Source organism: Streptomyces sp. NPDC044061, assembly GCF_056434305.1.
Map to the genome: position 1 here is coordinate 251,886 of NZ_JBWKFL010000013.1, position 16,230 is coordinate 268,115.

Genomic DNA, 16,230 nt, shown 5'->3' on the forward strand with positions numbered 1-16,230 from the left:
GGCGCGCACCCACCGTGCCTAGGGTCCTTGACGTGGCACACACCTTCGAGGAACTGGTGGCGAAGCAGCGCGCCGCCGACGCGGCACAGCGCACCGTCGACGAACTCCGGGACGCCTACGGCCCGCCCGCCGGGCAGCAGATGACCGGCGCGCAGTCGGGCACCTACGAGACGGCGCTGCGCGCCTGGCGGGACCTGGCGCGCGACGTGCAGACCGCGGTGAGCGAGTACGCGAAGGAGACGGGCAGGCCGCGCGGCGAGGTCGAGGCCGAGGTGGCGGGGGCGGCGGCACCGGAGGACACATGAGCCGAGCCGGTCGTCGCGCGGAACGGCTCGCGGACGCCGCCGACGCCCGGCTCCCCGTGCTGGAGGGCGGCGCGCTGCTGCGCAAGGCGTTCCCCGAGCACTGGTCCTTCCTGCTCGGGGAGATCGCGCTCTACAGCCTCCTGGTGCTGATCCTGACCGGGGTGTGGCTGACGTTCTTCTTCCAGCCCGAGATGCGCGAGGTCGTCTACGACGGCCCCTACGAGCCGTTGCGCGGCGTGCTCATGTCGGCCGCCTTCGACTCCACCCTGCGGATCAGTTTCGACGTGCGCGGCGGCCTGCTGATCCGGCAGGCCCACCACTGGGCCGCGCTCGTCTTCGTCGCCGCCATCGGCGTGCACATGCTGCGGATCTTCTTCACCGGTGCCTTCCGCCGCCCCCGCGAACTGAACTGGACGATCGGGCTCACCCTGTTCGTCATCGCCCTCGCCGAGGGCTTCGCCGGCTACTCGCTCCCCGACGACCTGCTCTCCGGGACCGGACTGCGCATCGCCCAGGGCATCATGGCGTCGCTCCCCCTGGTGGGTACGTACGTGGCCTTCTTCGCCTTCGGCGGCGAGTACCCGGGCCACGACATCATCACCCGGCTCTACCCGGTGCACATCCTGCTGCTCCCGGGCGCGCTCGTCGCCCTGGTGACGGTGCATCTGATCCTGGTGTTCCACCTCAAGCACACCCAGTGGCGCGGCCCCGGGCACACCAACCGCAACGTCCTCGGCAAGCCGCTATTCCCGCAGTTCGCCGCCTTCTCCCTGGGGCTCTCCCTCACGGTCTCCGGCGTGCTGGTGCTGCTCTCCGGCATCGCCCAGATCAACCCCGTCTGGAACTACGGCCCCTACCGCCCGGACATCGACTCCACCGGCTCCCAGCCCGACTGGTACGTCGGATTCCTGGAGGGCGCCCTGCGGCTGGTGCCGCCGTGGGAGACGAACGTCGCCGGGCACACCTTCATGTGGAACGTGCTGCTCCCGGCCGTCGTGCTGCCCGGCCTGCTGTTCGCCGTGCTGTACGCCTACCCGTTCGTGGAGCAGCGCCTGACCGGTGAGTGGCACGAGGAGCAGCACCTGTGCGACCGGCCGCGCGAGCGCCCCGTCCGCACGGGCCTCGGGGTGGCGGGCACCGTCTTCTACGGCGTGCTGCTGCTGGCCGGCGCCAACGACATCATCGCCCAGAGCTTCCGCATCTCCGTCAACGCCCTGACCTGGGTGCTGCGCGTCGCCCTCGTGCTGGCGCCGGTCCTCGCCCTCCTGGTGACCCGCTGGCTGTGCCGGGCGCTGACGGCGGCCGAGCGCGAGCGCCTCGACGAGGGCGTGCCCACCGGCGACATCCGCCAGAGCGTCACCGGCGGCTACGAGACCGACCACGAGCCCGTGGAGGGCTTCCGCCCCGGAGCCCCGCGCCGGCCACTCACCGGTGCGCGTACTGGAACACCATCCCGAACACCCCGCGCGCCAGAACGCCCAGGCCGATGAGGAACAGCCACAGCCCGTAGACCACCCCGGACGCCGTCACCGCGAAACCCAGCGCGGTGACGACCGGCCACACGCTCTCGTCCGGGAAGAACGCCACCGGTCCGGCGGCATCCGCCACCTCCGCGTCCGTGCGGTCCTGCGCCCGCGGACCCCGGCGCCGGTACTGGATCAGGCAGAAGAAGGCGACCAGCGCCGCCATCCCGCACGCGACGACCAGCGCGGTGGTGCCCGTCTCGTCCCCCGACCACACGCCGTACAGGGCGGCGGACCCGCCGAAGAACAGCGCCACCCCGCCGAACAGCATCGCCTCCGCCTTCATCGCACTCCCCTCTGCTCGGTGTCCTCGGCGATCCGCACGACCTCCGGATGGTGCAGGTCGAAGGCAGGGGACTCCGAGCGCACCCGGGGCAGCGCCACGAAGTTGTGCCGGGGCGGCGGGCAGGACGTCGCCCACTCCAGCCCCCGCCCCCAGCCCCACGGGTCGTCCTCGGTGACCCGCTCCGCCTTGGTGGCGGTGCGCCAGACGTTGTAGAGGAACGGCAGCGTGGAGACGCCGAGCAGGAAGGCCCCCACCGAGGAGATGCTGTTGAGCAACGTGAAACCGTCCCCCGGCAGATAGTCCGCGTAGCGGCGGGGCATGCCCTGCTCCCCGAGCCAGTGCTGCACCAGGAAGGTCAGCTGGAACGCCGGGAACAGCAGCCAGAAGTGCAGCTTGCCGAGCCGCTCGTCCAGCATCTTCCCCGTGAACTTCGGCCACCAGAAGTAGAATCCGGCGAACATCGCGAACACCACCGTACCGAACAGCACGTAGTGCAGGTGCGCCACGATGAAGTACGAGTCGGTCAGGTGGAAGTCCAGCGGCGGGGAGGCGATCAGCACCCCGCTCAGCCCGCCGGTGAGGAAGGACACGAGGAACCCCAGCGACCACAGCATCGGCGTCTCGAACGAGAGTGACCCGTGCAGCATCGTCCCGATCCAGGCGAAGAACTTGATGCCCGTGGGCACGGCGATCAGGAACGACATGATGGAGAAGAACGGCAGCAGCACCGCGCCGGTCGCGAACATGTGGTGCGCCCACACCACCGCCGACAGCATGGTGATCGCGATCGTAGCCCCGATCATCGGCAGATAGCCGAACAGCGGCTTGCGTGAGAAGACCGGGATGATCTCCGAGACGATCCCGAAGAACGGCAGCGCCACGATGTAGACCTCGGGATGCCCGAAGAACCAGAACAGGTGCTGCCACAGCAGCGCACCCCCGTCCGCCGCGTCGAAGACGTGCGCCCCGAACTTCCGGTCCGCCTCCAGGGCCAGCAGCGCCGCCGCGAACACCGGGAACGCCGGCAGGACCAGGATCGAGGTGAACAGTACGTTCCAGGTGAAGATCGGCATGCGGAACATCGTCATGCCGGGCGCCCGCAGGGACACGATCGTGGCGATGAAGTTCACCGCGGTCAGCGTCGTCGACACACCGGAGACCACCAGCCCCATCGCCCACAGGTCGCCGCCGGCGCCGGGGGAGAAGTAGGCGCTGTTCAGGGGCGCGTAGGCGAACCAGCCGAACGCCGCCGCCCCGCCGGGCACCAGGAAGCCGGAGACCACCATCAGGCCGCCGAAGAGGTACATCCAGTACGACATCGCGTTGAGCCGCGGGAAGGCCAGGTCGGGGGCGCCGATCTGCAGCGGCATGACGGCGTTGGCGAACCCGGCGAACATCGGCGTCGCGAACAGCAGCATCATGATCGTACCGTGGATCGTGAAGAACTGGTCGTAGCCCTGCTTGCTCAGCAACTGCATCCCGGGCGTGGCCAGTTCGGCGCGCATGCCGAGGGCGAGCAGTCCGGCCAGCAGGAAGAAGCAGAACGCGGTGACCATGTAGAGCCGGCCGATCACCTTGTGGTCGGCGGTGGAGACCCACCGCAGCAGCGCCCGGCCGGGCCGGGGGGCGGGGGCCGTGTACCGTGCGGTGATCTCCCTGATCTCTGACATTTCCGGTGAATCGGTCATCGCGGCCGACGCTACTCCGGGGGCTTCCGGGCCCGCCCGCGCCACGCCCTGCGCGCCCACGGTCGTGTGCGCCGCCCACTGCGCCGATCGGCTGAAGCCCGTCGCGACCGGGCATCCGCCAGGCGGCCCCGGGTACCCGACGGCCATGAACGCAGCCATACACGAAGCAGCCGCGGGCGGTCAGGTGCTCGGATACGTCCTCATCCTCGTCGCAGGCGTCGTCGTCACCGCCGGGCTGGTGTGGGCCGTCCGGCTGGGCATGAACGTGCGCCGGCGTGAACCGGCCCCGCCCCGGCCCGACGAGCAGCCGAAGGCCCCGCCGTCCGGTCCGGTGCGCGAGACCCGTGAGATGCGGGAGCCCGACGAGGTGCCCCGCGCGGCGGACGAGAGCGAGCGGCTGACCCCCTACCAGCTCGGCAACGCCGGCACCCGGCGCGCCGAGGACCAGCGTCGCCCGCGCTGGTCGCCCGGATCCAGCGGGTCCTTCGGCGGCGGTGGCGGCGGCCGGACCTGAGGCCGTGCCGCCCGCCCGGGTTTGCGCGCTCCTCGGCGCGGGGACCCGGGCAGGCACACACCGCGCAACGGGCCGGCTCGGGACACAGCCGCACCGGCCCCGGAGCCAGAAGGAAGATGAACCGCCGTGACCGCGCACACCAACGCCAAACCCACGCTTCCCTACGCCGAGACCGGTTGGTCCAAGGCCCGGCGCCGGCGGGGCAAGGGCGTGACCACCTGCCTGCCGGCCGTCATGGAGCGCGCCACCGTCCCGGAGCAGGGGGCCACGGCCGAGGACAACATCGTCCGCGGCGACGACTGAGCGGCGGGCGGGCGCACGCGGCACGACGCCTCCGCACCGGCACACCGCCGGCGGCGGGCAACCGACCGGTGAACCCCCGGCGGCACCAGAGCCACACGGTCGTGACAAACCAGTACGACAAACAAAGGCCCGATCCGGACGATCGCCGTTAGGGTATGGCCAATGAAGGCTCTGGTGCTCTCCGGCGGAGCCGGCACCCGACTGCGTCCGATCACGCACACCTCGGCGAAACAGCTGGTGCCGGTGGCCAACAAACCCGTCCTGTTCTACGGTTTGGAGTCCCTCGCCGACGCGGGCATCACCGAGGTCGGGATGATCGTCGGGGACACCGCGGCGGAGATCGAGGAGGCGGTCGGCGACGGGTCGAAATTCGGCCTCGACGTCACCTACATCCGCCAGGAGCGCCCCGTCGGACTCGCCCACGCGGTGCTGACAGCACGGGACTTCCTCGGCGACGACGACTTCGTGATGTACCTCGGGGACAACTTCGTCGTCGGCGGCATCCGTTCCTTCGTGGACGAGTTCCGGGCCGCCCGCCCCGACGCCCAGATCCTCCTCACGCACGTCCCCGACCCACGCGCCTTCGGCGTGGCCGAACTCGCCGCGAACGGACAGGTGCTCGGGCTGGAGGAGAAGCCGGAGCACCCCAGGAGCGACCTCGCGCTCGTCGGCGTCTACCTGTTCACGCCGGCCGTCCACGAGGCCGTGCGCGCCGTCCGGCCGTCCTGGCGGGGCGAGTTGGAGATCACCCACGCGATCCAGTACCTCATCGACTCCCGGGCCGACGTGCGCTCCACGGTCATCCAGGGCTACTGGAAGGACACCGGCGACGTCGACGACATGCTGGAGGTCAACCGCGCCGTCCTGGAAGGCGTGCGACGGCGCATCGACGGCGAGGTGGACGACCGCACGGAGACCGTCGGCCGGGTGGTGGTCGAGGAGGGCGCGCGGATCTCCAACTCCCGCATCGTCGGCCCCGCCGTCATAGGAGCCGGAACCGTCGTCACCGACTCCTACGTCGGCCCCTTCACCTCCGTCGCGGAGAACTGCCGGATCACCGACAGTGAACTGGAGTTCTCCATCGTGCTGCGGGACTCCTCGATCTCCGGGGTGGGCCGGATCGAGTCCTCGCTGATCGGCCGGCACGTCGAGGTGACCCCGGCGGACGGAGTGCCCAGCGCCCACCGCCTCGTCCTCGGAGACCACAGCAAGGTGCAGATCCGTTCATGAGGTGGCTGGTCACGGGCACGTGCGGGACTCGGGCCGGCAAGGCGCGCGTCGCCCCCTGCCCCGAGGCCCCCCGACCGGGTCCGCCCCACCGACGGCCGGTCCTTCCACCGAGGGACCGGTGCTCCGCCCCGTACGAAGCCCTGCCTCACATCCGCAAGGAGATGTCCCAGTGAAACGGCACGAGTTCCTGCGGGAGCTCCACAAGGTCACCGCGAACCGCAACTACCTGGAGATCGGCGTCAACGACGGCCGCAGCCTGACGCTGTCCCGGGTGCCCAGCATCGCGATCGACCCCGCGTTCAAGGTGGTCACGGAGATCCGCTGCGACGTGCACCTGGCCAAGGCGACCAGCGACGACTTCTTCGCCCGCGACAATCCCCTCGCGCACCTGAGGGGCGGCCGCCACCCCCTGCGCAACCTGGCCCGCAACCGCAGCCCGTTCGGGTACTGGAAGCGCACCACCCTGGACCTCGCGTTCATCGACGGCATGCACCTGTTCGAGTACGCGCTGCGGGACTTCATCAACATCGAGAGGCACTCGGACTGGGCGGGCGTGATCGTCTTCGACGACATGCTCCCGCGCAACGTCGACGAGGCCGCCCGTGACCGGCACACCGACGCCTGGACCGGTGACGTCTACAAGCTGGTCGAGATCCTGAACCGGTACCGCCCCGACCTGGTGACGGTCCTGGTCGACACCGCGCCCACCGGCCAGCTGGTGGTGTTCGGCGCCGACCCGGAGAACACCGTCCTCAAGGACAGGTACGACGAGATCATCGCGGAGTTCGAGGTGCCGGACCCGCAGAAGGTCCCCGAGTCCGTCCTGGAGCGCACCACGGCCGTCAACCCCGAGGAGTTCCTCGGCGCCGGCTTCTGGAAGCCGCTGGTCGCGGCCCGCAACCGCGGGACCGGGCGCTCCCGCGGCTGGGAGCCGCTGCGCCGCGCGGTGGCCCCGTACGGCGTCAGCCGCTGAACCGGCCCGAGCGCAGCCGCTCGTAGTGGGCGGAGCAGTCCGCGTAGCTGGGCAGCAGCCCGGACCGCTCCGCCTCGGCCAGCGTGGGCGCCTCGGCGTCCTTGGCCGACAGCACGGGCTCGATGCCCTCCGGCCATGCGATGGCCAGGCCGGGATCGAGCGGGTGCACCCCGTGCTCACGCCCCGGCGCGTACCCCGCCGAGCACAGGTACACCACGGTGGCGTCGTCGGTCAGCGCCATGAAGGCGTGCCCGAGGCCCTCCGCTAGGAACACCGCGTGCCCGGTGTCGTCGCCGAGGCGTACGGCCTCCCACCGGCCGAACGTGGGCGAGCCGACCCGGATGTCCACCACCACGTCCAGGACCGCACCGCGCACACAACTGATGTACTTGGCCTGCCCGGGCGGTACGTCGGCGAAGTGGACGCCGCGCAGCACACCCCGCCGGGACACCGAGCAGTTGGCCTGGGCGAGCGCGAGATCGTAGCCGGTGGCCTCGCGGAACTCCTCGCCCCGGTACCACTCGTGGAAACTGCCCCGCTCGTCCGGGAACACCTTGGGCTCCAGCACCCAGGCGTCGGCTATCTCCAACTGGCGCAACTGATCAGGCCTTTCTCGTCGTCCGGCCCAGCACGGTGCCGAGCACGCGTCGGGCACCGCGCACCACCCGCCGCAGCAGCCCGGGCGGCGCGGCGCGGGTCACCTCGACGGCACCGCGGGTCCGGCCCGCCCTCAGCAGCAGCGGCAGCGCGAGGACCCGGCCGTCGGCCCGGCGCAGGTCCGTCCGCCAGGTGCCGCTGCGCAGCTCGCCCGGCGGCAGCCCGGCCTCCAGCAGCGAGTGGACACCGTCGGCGGGGGTCAGCACGGCCGCCCGGTCGTGGGTCCGGCCGCAGGAGGTGTCGGTCAGGCGGAGAGTGATCCGGGTGGTGTCCGGCACGTACAGCGGCAGCGCCACGGTCAGCACCTCGGCGTCGGAGACCGCCGCGTCCGCCGGGGTGAGCCGGTGCAGGCCGAGCGACCTGACCGCCCGGTCCACGTCCAGGGAGAGGTTGCGGTACTGCTTCGTCCAGTACGGCAGCACCGTGCGGTCCGCGACGATTCCGGCCGGTGGCAGCGCGGACCCGTGCGCGGGGGCGGGACCCAGACGGCACTCCTTGGTCCAGCCGCCGAGCGTGACCCGGACGTGGGCGTCCCACAGGCCGCCGTGCAGCGGGCCGCCGCCCGCCGCGGTGGCGGGGTCGACGGTGGCCGTGCCCCGCAGCACCAGCCGGATGCGGCCCTCTGCGCCCGGGACGCGCTCGCGGGTGAGCTCCACCCGCTGGAAGAAGGAGGCGGCGGTCTCCCGGTCGCGCAGGATCAGATCGGCACGCGCCTGGTCGAAGCCGTCGACGGCCGCCCCGGCCAGCCAGGCCGCCGCGTCGGCGAGGCCGGCGGGCGCGCCGTCGGCCGGCGGGCGGGGGCCGTCCGGGTCCACGGTGACGGCGCCGTCGGCGCCGTGGTACTCGGCGGTGAAGTGCACGCGCAGCGCGCCCTCGTCCCATTCGACGGCCGTGGGGGCGGCCTTGGGCCGGACGTCGATCTCCCACTCCGCGTAGCCGACCAGGTCGTCGTACCGGTCCTCCCGGATCAGCGCGGCGACGATCCGCTGGCCCGGACGCAGCCCGGGGGCGACGCCGGGGCCGAAGCGCTCCACCACGACCGCGTGCATCTCCCGGAACAGCTCGCGCCGGTAGTCGTCCGGCATCGCCAGCAGCCGCCGCCCGCTCATCCGCTCGACCATCTCCACCCGCAGCCAGCGGCGCAGCAGCCGGTCGCGCAGCGGGCCGGGCTCGGTGTACCGCTCGACGACGTCGAGCGCCTCGCGGAGGTTCTTGAAGTAGCCGACGGGCTCGAAGCGCTGGAAGCCGGCGTTGGCGGCGTCCTCGCGCTTGACGTGGTAGTAGCAGACGTAGTCGCCGAGCACCGACACGTTGTCCGCGCGCAGATACGCCTCGGCGACGAAGACGTGGTCCTCCAGACGCCGCCGGCCCTCCGGGAACCTCAGCCCGGTGCGGTCCAGGAAGGAGCGCCGCAGCATCTTGTGCGGGGTCAGGCTGTCGATCAGCGGGGCGTTCTCGACCGTCGCGTGCGGATGGTTGCGGCGGAACAGCTCCACCGGCACCGGGCGGCCCTTCCCGGCCATCTTCCCGACGATCACGTCGGCCTTGTTCGCGACCCCGTACTCGTACATCCGCTCCAGGGCCTCGTCGCCGAGGTGGTCGTCGTTGTCGACGAACATCACGAACTCGCCGCGCGAGGCTGCGATGCCCACGTTGCGGGGCTTGCCGGACCAGCCGGAGTTCTCCTGGTGGATGACGCTGATGTGCGGGTGCTCGGCGGCGAGGGCGTCCAGCCGGGCCGGGGTGGCGTCGGTGGAACCGTCGTCGACGAAGATCACTTCGAACTCGTCCGGGGGCAGCGACTGGCGCAGCATCGAGGCGACGCAGTCCTCGATGTACGGACCGGGGTTGTACACGGGTACGACGACGCTGACCTTGACCGGCATCCGGTTTCCAAGCCCCCTTGGTTCGCTTCCGTGGCCTGGGTGGCACGGTGCGCGTGGCCGAATGTTAACCCGGCCCCTTGCGCGGACGAACGTCTGCCCGCCCAAGGGGCCGCAGCGGCCGGTCAGTTGTGCGTCTTGGCCAGCAGCTCCAGAACCTCCGCCGTCGTGCCGCTCTCGCCGAGCCGCGGGAAGATCCGCTCGACGCTGCCCCGGTGCGCCTCGGGGTCGCTGTCGGCCATGGCGTCGGTGGCGAGGGTGACGTGGTAGCCGTGGGCGTACGCGTCGCGGGCGGTGGACTCGACGCCGATGCTGGTGGCGATGCCGGTCAGCACGATCTGGGTGATGCCGCGGCGGCGCAGCTGGACGTCCAGGTCGGTGCCGTGGAAGGCGCTCCAGTTGTGCTTGGTGACGCGGATGTCGCCGGGGTGGCCGGACAGTTCGTCGACGAGGACGTCCCAGCCCTCCGGGAAGGCGAGGCCACGGGCCTGGCGCTCGGTCCGGCCGGGGACGGCGTCCGCCCAGTCGGGCGCGAAGGAGACCCGGACCAGGACCACGGGCAGACCGCGGGTCCGGAAGGCGTCGGCGAGTTCGGCCGTACGGGCCACGACGTCCGCCGCGGCGTGCGGCTGGGTGGGCATGCCCACGATGCCGTTCTGCAGGTCGATCGCGACGAAGGCGGTACGGGGGTCGAGCGTGGTGAGCGACATGAGTCGGTCAGGCCTTTCGAGGGGTGAGCCGGCCGAGTGAACGGTCGGGGAGGGTCGTCGCCAGCAGGAGGGCCGAGCCGGCGAGCATGAACAGGGCCAGGCCGTGCAGCCCGGCCGTGTCGGCGCGGTGCGGGAAGAACGCCGCGGTGGCGGCGGACGCGCCCAGCGCGCCGAGGTACATGAAGGTCCGCAGCAGCCCGGCCGCCGAGGCGATCCGCTCGGGGTCGGCCTGCCGGTACAGGGCGTTCTGCGCGGCGAGGCCGATGAGGCCCTGCGGGACGCCGAGGAGGGCGCCGGCCGCGAGCAGCAGCCACAGCGGGCTGTCCGCGCCGACCAGGAGCAGCACGGCACTGCCGGCGATCTGCAGCGCGGATCCCACGAGCAGCTTGGCGCGCACCGCCTCGCGGCGCCCGGTGAGGGTGGAGACGGTGAGCGCGGCGACCGACAGCGGCAGCAGCACGAGCCCGGCCACCGAGGCGCTCAGCCCCCGGCCCTGCTCCAGCCACTGCGTGTAGCCGTACATGAAGGCGTAGGCGGTGGTGTAGGCGAGGAACTGGCGCAGGTAGGTGGCGAGCAGCGGACCGTTGCCGCCGAGCACCCTGAGGTCGACGAAGGGGTCCGGCACCCGCAGCTCGCGCAGTGCGAACGCGGCCGCCGCGGCTGCGGACAGGACCGGCAGGTACCAGTGGCCGGCGCTCGGGGCCATCAGGAACAGCATCAGCGCGACCAGCAGGACCGCGAACAGCGCCATGCCGGGCACGTCCACGCCCCGGTTGCGCCGCCCCTCCCTCCGCGGCAGCCGCAGCGCGCCCAGGACCAGACAGGCGGCGGAGAGCGGCACGTTGACGGTGAAGACGGCTCGCCAGCCGCCCACGCCGATCAGCAGGCCGCCGAGCGCGGGTCCGACCACCGCCACCGTCTGGCCCGCCACGGCCAGCGCCGCCAGCACGCTCGCCGGGCTGTCCCGGCCGGTGCGTTCGGCCTCGCCGCGGGTCAGCCGCATGGCCGCCGGGTACGCGGCCGACGTCCCGAACCCGAGCAGCACCCGGGCCGCGATCAGCGCGCCGAGCGAGGGCGCGCACGCGCCCAGCAGGCCGGCGACCCCGACCAGGGCCGTACCGGCGAGATAGAGGCGGCGCGGGCCGTACATGTCGACCAGCCGGCCGACGACGGGCTGGCCGACGGCCGTGGCCAGATAGAGCGCCGAGACCAGCCACACCGTCTCGGCGGGCGGCGCCCCGAACGCGAGCCCGATCGGCACCAGCGCCACGGCGATCATCGACGAGTTGACGGGGTTCAGCACGGAGCCGAGGACCATCGGCGCGATCAGCCGGCGGTCGAAGCCGGTGGGGGAGGGGCGGGCGGTGCGCCGGGCGAGCCTCGGTATCACTGCTGCGAGAGCCGTTCCATCAGCTCCAGGGCCTTGAGCACCGTCTGCCGCTCCTCCTCGGTGTAGCGGTCCTCGAAGGCGCGGGCCAGCCACTCCTCGCGCAGCTGCTTGTTGCCCTCGACGCGGGCCCGGCCGGTCTCGGTGAGGGTGACCAGCTGACGGCGGCCGTCGTCGGGATCGGGGGCGCGCCGGATCAGGCCGTGCTGCTCCAGGGCGGCCAGCGTGGTCGCCATCGACTGCGGCCGTACGCCCTCCGCAGCCGCCAGGGCGCTGGCCGTGGCCGCGCCGTGCTTGCCGACCAGGGAGAGCGCCGACTCCTGCGACGGCGTCAGGTCGGAGTCCTGCGCGACCTCGCGGATACGGCGCCGCAGCCGGCTGAACACCACGCGCAGGTCGCGTGCGGCGTGGGCCGCGGAGTCCGAGATGTGAACCATGCCGTCACCCTAGGGCCGGCAGGAGAAACTGTCCAGTCAAAGCTGCCCAGTTTTGCTGTTCAGTTTTACCTGAAGAATTCCCGGGTACTCGCCTCGCCGCAGGCAGCGCAGCTCGTCGGTGATCTCAGGGAGCGCAGAATGACCCCTCCGGACATGTCCGGCCTGGAGGCGGCCCTTCGTGCCGAAGTGGACGGCGAGATCCGCTTCGACGCGGGCAGCCGCGGCGCCTACGCGACGGACGGCTCGAACTACCGGCAGGTCCCGCTCGGCGTGGTCCTGCCCCGCACGGTGGAGGCGGGCGCCCGCGCGGTGTCGGTGTGCGCACGCTTCGCCGCGCCGGTCCTGTCCCGGGGCGGCGGCACCAGCCTCGCCGGGCAGTCCACCAACACGGCCGTGGTGATCGACTGGACCAAGTACTGCCACCGGCTGCTCTCCGTCGACCCCGACCGGCGCACCTGCGTGGTCGAGCCCGGCATCGTCCTGGACCAGCTCAATCGCCGACTCGCCGTGCACAGGTTGCAGTTCGGGCCGAAGCCGTCCACGCACAGCCACTGCGCCCTCGGCGGCATGATCGGCAACAACTCCTGCGGCGCCTCGGCCCAGGCCTACGGCAAGACCGTCGACAACGTGCGCCGCCTGGAGATCCTCACCTACGACGGCCAACGGGCCTGGGTGGGCCCCACACCGCCCGACGAGCGCGAACGGATCACGGCCGGCGGCGGGCGGCTCGCCGAGATCTACGCCGGCCTGGACCGCATCGCCACCGAGTACCTGGCGGACATCCGCCGCGGCTACCCGAAGATCCCCCGCCGCGTCTCCGGCTACAACCTCGACTCCCTGCTCCCGGAGAACGGATTCGACGTGGCCCGGGCGCTCGTCGGCAGCGAGGGCACCCTGGTGACCGTCCTGCGCGCGGAACTCGACCTCGTCCCCGTCCCCGCCAACCAGTCCCTGCTGGTCCTCGGCTACGACGACATCTGCGCCGCCGCCGACGACGTACCGCACCTGCTGGAGCACTGCTCGCCGAGCCAGCTGGAGGCCCTGGACGGCCGCATGGCCCAGCTGATGCGCGAGGAAGGTGCCTACCTCGACTCCCTCAACGTCCTTCCCGAGGGCGGCAGCTGGCTGATGGTGCAGTACAGCGGCGACAGCCAGGAGGATGTCGACGAGCAGGCCCACGCCCTGCTCCGGGCCGTCGGCCGCGCCGGTAAGGACGCGAACGTCGCCTTCTCCGACGACCCCGAGCGCGAGCAGAAGATGCTCAGGGCCCGCGAGGCCGGGCTCGGTGTCACCGCCCGCCCGCCGGACGACCGTGAGACCTGGGAGGGCTGGGAGGACTCGGCCGTACCGCCCGAGCGGCTGGGCGACTACCTGCGGGACCTGAAGAAGCTGTTCGAGGAGTTCGGCTACGACCACCCGTCCCTTTACGGGCACTTCGGGCAGGGCTGCGTGCACACCCGTGTCCCGTTCGGGCTGAAGACCGCCGAGGGCGTCGCCGACTTCCGCCGCTTCCTGGAGCGCGCCGCCGACCTCGTCTCGTCCTACGGCGGCTCGCTGTCCGGCGAGCACGGCGACGGCCAGTCCCGCGGGGAACTGCTCACCCGGATGTTCGGCGAACGGCTCGTCAGGGCTTTCGGCGAGCTGAAGGCCCTGTTCGACCCGGACAACCGGATGAACCCGGGCAAGATCGTCGACCCCAACCCCGTCGACGGCCAGTTGCGCCTCGGCCCCACCTGGCGGCCGGACACCCCCGCGACCCACTTCGACTTCCCCGAGGACGAGCACTCCTTCAACCGCGCGGTGATGCGCTGCGTCGGCATCGGCAACTGCCGCAGCCACTCGGGCGGCGTGATGTGCCCCTCCTACCGGGCCACCATGGAGGAGGAGCACTCCACCCGCGGCCGGGCCCGGCTGCTGTTCGAGATGCTCGACGGGCACGCCGACTCCGCGATCAAGGACGGCTGGCAGTCCACCGCCGTGCACGACGCGCTCGACCTGTGCCTGGCCTGCAAGGGCTGCAAGTCGGACTGCCCGACAGGGGTCGACATGGCGACCCTCAAGGCGGAGTTCCTCTCCCACCACTACGAGGGCCGCGTCCGCCCCGCCGCCCACTACTCCATGGGCTGGCTCCCGGTGTGGGCACGGCTCTCCCGTGTCGCCCCCGGCCTGGTCAACTCCGCGCTGCACGCGCCCGGTCTGGCCGGCGCGGGCAAGCGGCTGGCCGGCGTGGACGGCGCCCGCTCCGCACCCGTGTTCGCCCGGGAGTCCTTCGTGCAGTGGTGGCAGGCCCGCGACCGAGAGGAGCCGGACCCGGCCGACCCGCGCACCGTGGTCCTGTGGCCCGACACCTTCAGCAGCTACTTCCACCCCTCGATCGCCAGGTCGGCGGTGCGCGTCCTGGAGGACGCCGGATTCCGGGTCGCCGTCCCCACCGAGCCGGTGTGCTGCGGCCTGACCTGGATCTCCACCGGGCAACTTCGCATCGCCAAAAGGGTGTTGCGCCGCACCCTCGACGTGCTCGGGCCCTGGCTGGCGGCGGGCACCCCGATCATCGGCCTCGAACCGTCCTGCACCGCGGTCTTCCGCGCCGACGCCCCCGAACTCATGCCCGCCGACCAGGACGTGCAGCGGCTGGCCGGGCAGGTCCGCACCTTCGCCGAACAGCTCGTCCACCACGCGCCGGACGACTGGCGGCCCCCGCAACTGACCCGGCAGGCGACCGTGCAGACCCACTGCCACCAGCACGCCGTCATGAAGTTCGACGCCGACCGCGAACTGATGCGCAGGGCCCACCTCGACGCCGACGTCCTCGACGAGGGATGCTGCGGCCTGGCCGGGAACTTCGGCTTCGAACGCGGCCACCACGAGGTCTCCATGACCGTCGCCGAACAGGGCGTGCTGCCCGCCGTCCGGGGCGCCGCCCCCGACAGCCTGGTCCTCGCGGACGGCTTCAGCTGCCGCACCCAGATAGAAGACGGCGGCACCGGCCGCCGCGCCCTGCACCTCGCCGAGGCCCTCGCGCTCGGACTCGCCGGCAACCTGCCGAGCGAGCACCCGGAACGCCTGGCCGACCGCCCGCCCCAGCCCTCCCGCACCGCCCGCTGGGCCACGACCGCGACCGTCGCCGGGCTCGCCGCCGCGGGTGCCGCCCTCGGACTGCGCCGCCGCGGCTGAGGAGGGGGACCATGAGCGACCGGCCGACCGTCGAGGCGGTGGACACCGCCGTCTACACCGTGCCCACCGACGCCCCCGAGGCCGACGGCACCCTCGCCTGGGACAGCACCACGCTCGTCCTGGTCACCGTACGCTCCGGTGCCACCACCGGGCTCGGGTACACCTACGCGCCCGCGGCCACCGCGCACCTCGTCCGTGAACTGCTCGCCGGCACCGTCACCGGGACACCCGTCCACGACGTCCCGCGCGCCAACGAGACCATGTGCCGGGCCGTCCGCAACGCCGGACTGCCGGGCGTGGCCGCCCAGGCCGTCGCCGCCGTCGACATCGCCTTGTGGGACCTGAAGGCCCGCGTCCTCGGCCTGCCCCTCGTCGACCTGCTGGGCGCCGCCCGGGACACGGTGCCCGTCTACGGCAGCGGAGGCTTCACCACGTACGACGCCGACCACCAGGACCGCCAGCTGCGCGGCTGGGCCGAGGACGAGGGCATCCCCCGCGTCAAGATCAAGATCGGGGAGTCCTGGGGCGCCCGCGAGACCCGCGACCTCGAACGGGTCGCACGCGCCCGGGCGAGCGTCGGCGGCACGGTCGAGCTCTACGTGGACGCCAACGGCGGCTACAGCGGCGGACAGGCCGTACGGGTGGGGAACGCGCTCGCGGACGAGGGCGTCACCTGGTTCGAGGAACCCGTCTCCTCCGACCACCTCACCCTGCTCGCGGACATCCGCGGCCGGGTCCCGATGGACGTCACGGCCGGCGAGTACGGCTACACGCTGCCCTACTTCGAGCACATGCTGGCCGCCGGCGCCGTCGACTGTCTCCAGGCCGACGTCACCCGGTGCGGCGGCATCACCGTCTGGCTGCGCGCGGCCGCCCTCGCCCACGCGCGCGGCACCGACATCTCCGGCCACTGCGCACCCCACGCCCACGCCCATGTCGCGGCCGCCGTGCCCGGTCTGCGCCATCTGGAGTGGTTCCACGACCACGTCCGCGTCGAACGGCTCCTGTTCGACGGCGTCCTCGATCCCGGCGGCGGCAGCATCGCACCGGGCGCCGACGGGGCGCCCGGCCTCGGCCTGACCCTCGCCGAGGAGCGGGCGCGGCCCTACCGGATCGAGTGAGGCCGCTTCGTGTCACGGTTCCCTGTCGGTAGGAGAGGA

At 72.3% G+C, this 16,230-nt stretch carries 15 protein-coding genes; 8 read left to right on the forward strand and 7 right to left on the reverse strand.

Annotated features, from left to right (window positions below):
* Positions 1-32 precede the first annotated feature (32 nt).
* Both AC07CM_RS22875 and qcrB read left to right on the forward strand, forming a co-directional pair.
* Positions 33-305: a hypothetical protein gene (locus AC07CM_RS22875; protein WP_478878275.1), complete on the forward strand. Its 273-nt coding sequence runs from the start codon at positions 33-35 to the stop codon at positions 303-305.
* Positions 302-1,795, forward strand: a complete 1,494-nt coding sequence (qcrB, locus tag AC07CM_RS22880; RefSeq protein WP_478878276.1) for a cytochrome bc1 complex cytochrome b subunit — start codon at positions 302-304, stop codon at positions 1,793-1,795. The genes AC07CM_RS22875 and qcrB overlap by 4 nt, the downstream gene beginning before the upstream one ends.
* On the opposite strand, the gene ctaF is transcribed toward qcrB, so the two are convergent.
* Entirely contained in the window at positions 1,731-2,114 is a 384-nt protein-coding gene (ctaF, locus tag AC07CM_RS22885; protein ID WP_478878277.1) for an aa3-type cytochrome oxidase subunit IV, read from the reverse strand. The genes qcrB and ctaF overlap by 65 nt on opposite strands.
* A complete protein-coding gene (ctaD, locus tag AC07CM_RS22890; protein ID WP_478878278.1) occupies positions 2,111-3,802 on the reverse strand; it encodes an aa3-type cytochrome oxidase subunit I in 1,692 nt (563 codons plus the stop codon). The genes ctaF and ctaD overlap by 4 nt, the downstream gene beginning before the upstream one ends.
* 145 nt (positions 3,803-3,947) lie before the next feature.
* Between ctaD and AC07CM_RS22895 the strand changes: the two genes are divergently transcribed.
* From AC07CM_RS22895 to AC07CM_RS22910, 4 genes are all read left to right on the forward strand, one after another.
* Positions 3,948-4,316 carry a DUF6479 family protein gene (locus AC07CM_RS22895; protein WP_478878279.1) on the forward strand — a complete coding sequence of 123 codons (369 nt, stop codon included), beginning with the start codon at positions 3,948-3,950 and terminating at the stop codon, positions 4,314-4,316.
* 126 nt (positions 4,317-4,442) lie between these two features.
* Complete coding sequence (locus AC07CM_RS22900) at positions 4,443-4,619, forward strand: hypothetical protein (protein ID WP_478878280.1); 177 nt, start codon at positions 4,443-4,445, stop codon at positions 4,617-4,619.
* A 162-nt stretch (positions 4,620-4,781) separates the two neighbouring features.
* Positions 4,782-5,849: a glucose-1-phosphate thymidylyltransferase gene (locus tag AC07CM_RS22905; RefSeq protein ID WP_478878281.1), complete on the forward strand. Its 1,068-nt coding sequence runs from the start codon at positions 4,782-4,784 to the stop codon at positions 5,847-5,849.
* A 169-nt stretch (positions 5,850-6,018) separates the two neighbouring features.
* Positions 6,019-6,822: a class I SAM-dependent methyltransferase gene (locus AC07CM_RS22910; RefSeq protein ID WP_478878282.1), complete on the forward strand. Its 804-nt coding sequence runs from the start codon at positions 6,019-6,021 to the stop codon at positions 6,820-6,822.
* Here AC07CM_RS22910 and rfbC read toward each other — a convergent pair.
* From rfbC to AC07CM_RS22935, 5 genes are all read right to left on the reverse strand, one after another.
* On the reverse strand, positions 6,812-7,420 hold the full coding sequence (gene rfbC, locus AC07CM_RS22915; protein WP_478878283.1) for a dTDP-4-dehydrorhamnose 3,5-epimerase: 609 nt from the start codon (positions 7,418-7,420) through the stop codon (positions 6,812-6,814). The genes AC07CM_RS22910 and rfbC overlap by 11 nt on opposite strands.
* Positions 7,421-7,424: 4 nt before the next feature.
* Positions 7,425-9,365, reverse strand: coding sequence for a glycosyltransferase family 2 protein (locus tag AC07CM_RS22920; protein WP_478878284.1), 1,941 nt, complete (start codon positions 9,363-9,365; stop codon positions 7,425-7,427).
* 122 nt (positions 9,366-9,487) lie between these two features.
* A complete protein-coding gene (locus tag AC07CM_RS22925; RefSeq protein ID WP_478878285.1) occupies positions 9,488-10,072 on the reverse strand; it encodes a hydrolase in 585 nt (194 codons plus the stop codon).
* 7 nt (positions 10,073-10,079) lie between these two features.
* Positions 10,080-11,462 (reverse strand): MFS transporter, encoded by a 1,383-nt coding sequence (locus AC07CM_RS22930; protein ID WP_478878286.1) that lies wholly within the window; start codon positions 11,460-11,462, stop codon positions 10,080-10,082.
* Positions 11,459-11,896 (reverse strand): MarR family winged helix-turn-helix transcriptional regulator, encoded by a 438-nt coding sequence (locus AC07CM_RS22935; protein ID WP_478878287.1) that lies wholly within the window; start codon positions 11,894-11,896, stop codon positions 11,459-11,461. The genes AC07CM_RS22930 and AC07CM_RS22935 overlap by 4 nt, the downstream gene beginning before the upstream one ends.
* Before the next feature lie 138 nt (positions 11,897-12,034).
* Between AC07CM_RS22935 and AC07CM_RS22940 the strand changes: the two genes are divergently transcribed.
* Both AC07CM_RS22940 and AC07CM_RS22945 read left to right on the forward strand, forming a co-directional pair.
* Positions 12,035-15,070, forward strand: coding sequence for an FAD-binding and (Fe-S)-binding domain-containing protein (locus AC07CM_RS22940; protein ID WP_478878288.1), 3,036 nt, complete (start codon positions 12,035-12,037; stop codon positions 15,068-15,070).
* A gap of 11 nt (positions 15,071-15,081) precedes the next feature.
* On the forward strand, positions 15,082-16,191 hold the full coding sequence (locus tag AC07CM_RS22945) for an enolase C-terminal domain-like protein (protein ID WP_478878289.1): 1,110 nt from the start codon (positions 15,082-15,084) through the stop codon (positions 16,189-16,191).
* Positions 16,192-16,230: the final 39 nt, after the last annotated feature.

Bases quoted from the DNA above. Each gene is read 5' to 3' on its own strand.
- qcrB (WP_478878276.1), top strand. From the start codon at position 302: ATGAGCCGAGCCGGTCGTCGCGCGGAACGGCTCGCGGACGCCGCCGAC.
- ctaF (WP_478878277.1), bottom strand. From the start codon at position 2,114: ATGAAGGCGGAGGCGATGCTGTTCGGCGGGGTGGCGCTGTTCTTCGGC.
- ctaD (WP_478878278.1), bottom strand. From the start codon at position 3,802: ATGACCGATTCACCGGAAATGTCAGAGATCAGGGAGATCACCGCACGG.
- AC07CM_RS22895 (WP_478878279.1), top strand. From the start codon at position 3,948: ATGAACGCAGCCATACACGAAGCAGCCGCGGGCGGTCAGGTGCTCGGA.
- AC07CM_RS22905 (WP_478878281.1), top strand. From the start codon at position 4,782: ATGAAGGCTCTGGTGCTCTCCGGCGGAGCCGGCACCCGACTGCGTCCG.
- AC07CM_RS22920 (WP_478878284.1), bottom strand. From the start codon at position 9,365: ATGCCGGTCAAGGTCAGCGTCGTCGTACCCGTGTACAACCCCGGTCCG.
- AC07CM_RS22925 (WP_478878285.1), bottom strand. From the start codon at position 10,072: ATGTCGCTCACCACGCTCGACCCCCGTACCGCCTTCGTCGCGATCGAC.
- AC07CM_RS22935 (WP_478878287.1), bottom strand. From the start codon at position 11,896: ATGGTTCACATCTCGGACTCCGCGGCCCACGCCGCACGCGACCTGCGC.
- AC07CM_RS22940 (WP_478878288.1), top strand. From the start codon at position 12,035: ATGACCCCTCCGGACATGTCCGGCCTGGAGGCGGCCCTTCGTGCCGAA.
- AC07CM_RS22945 (WP_478878289.1), top strand. From the start codon at position 15,082: ATGAGCGACCGGCCGACCGTCGAGGCGGTGGACACCGCCGTCTACACC.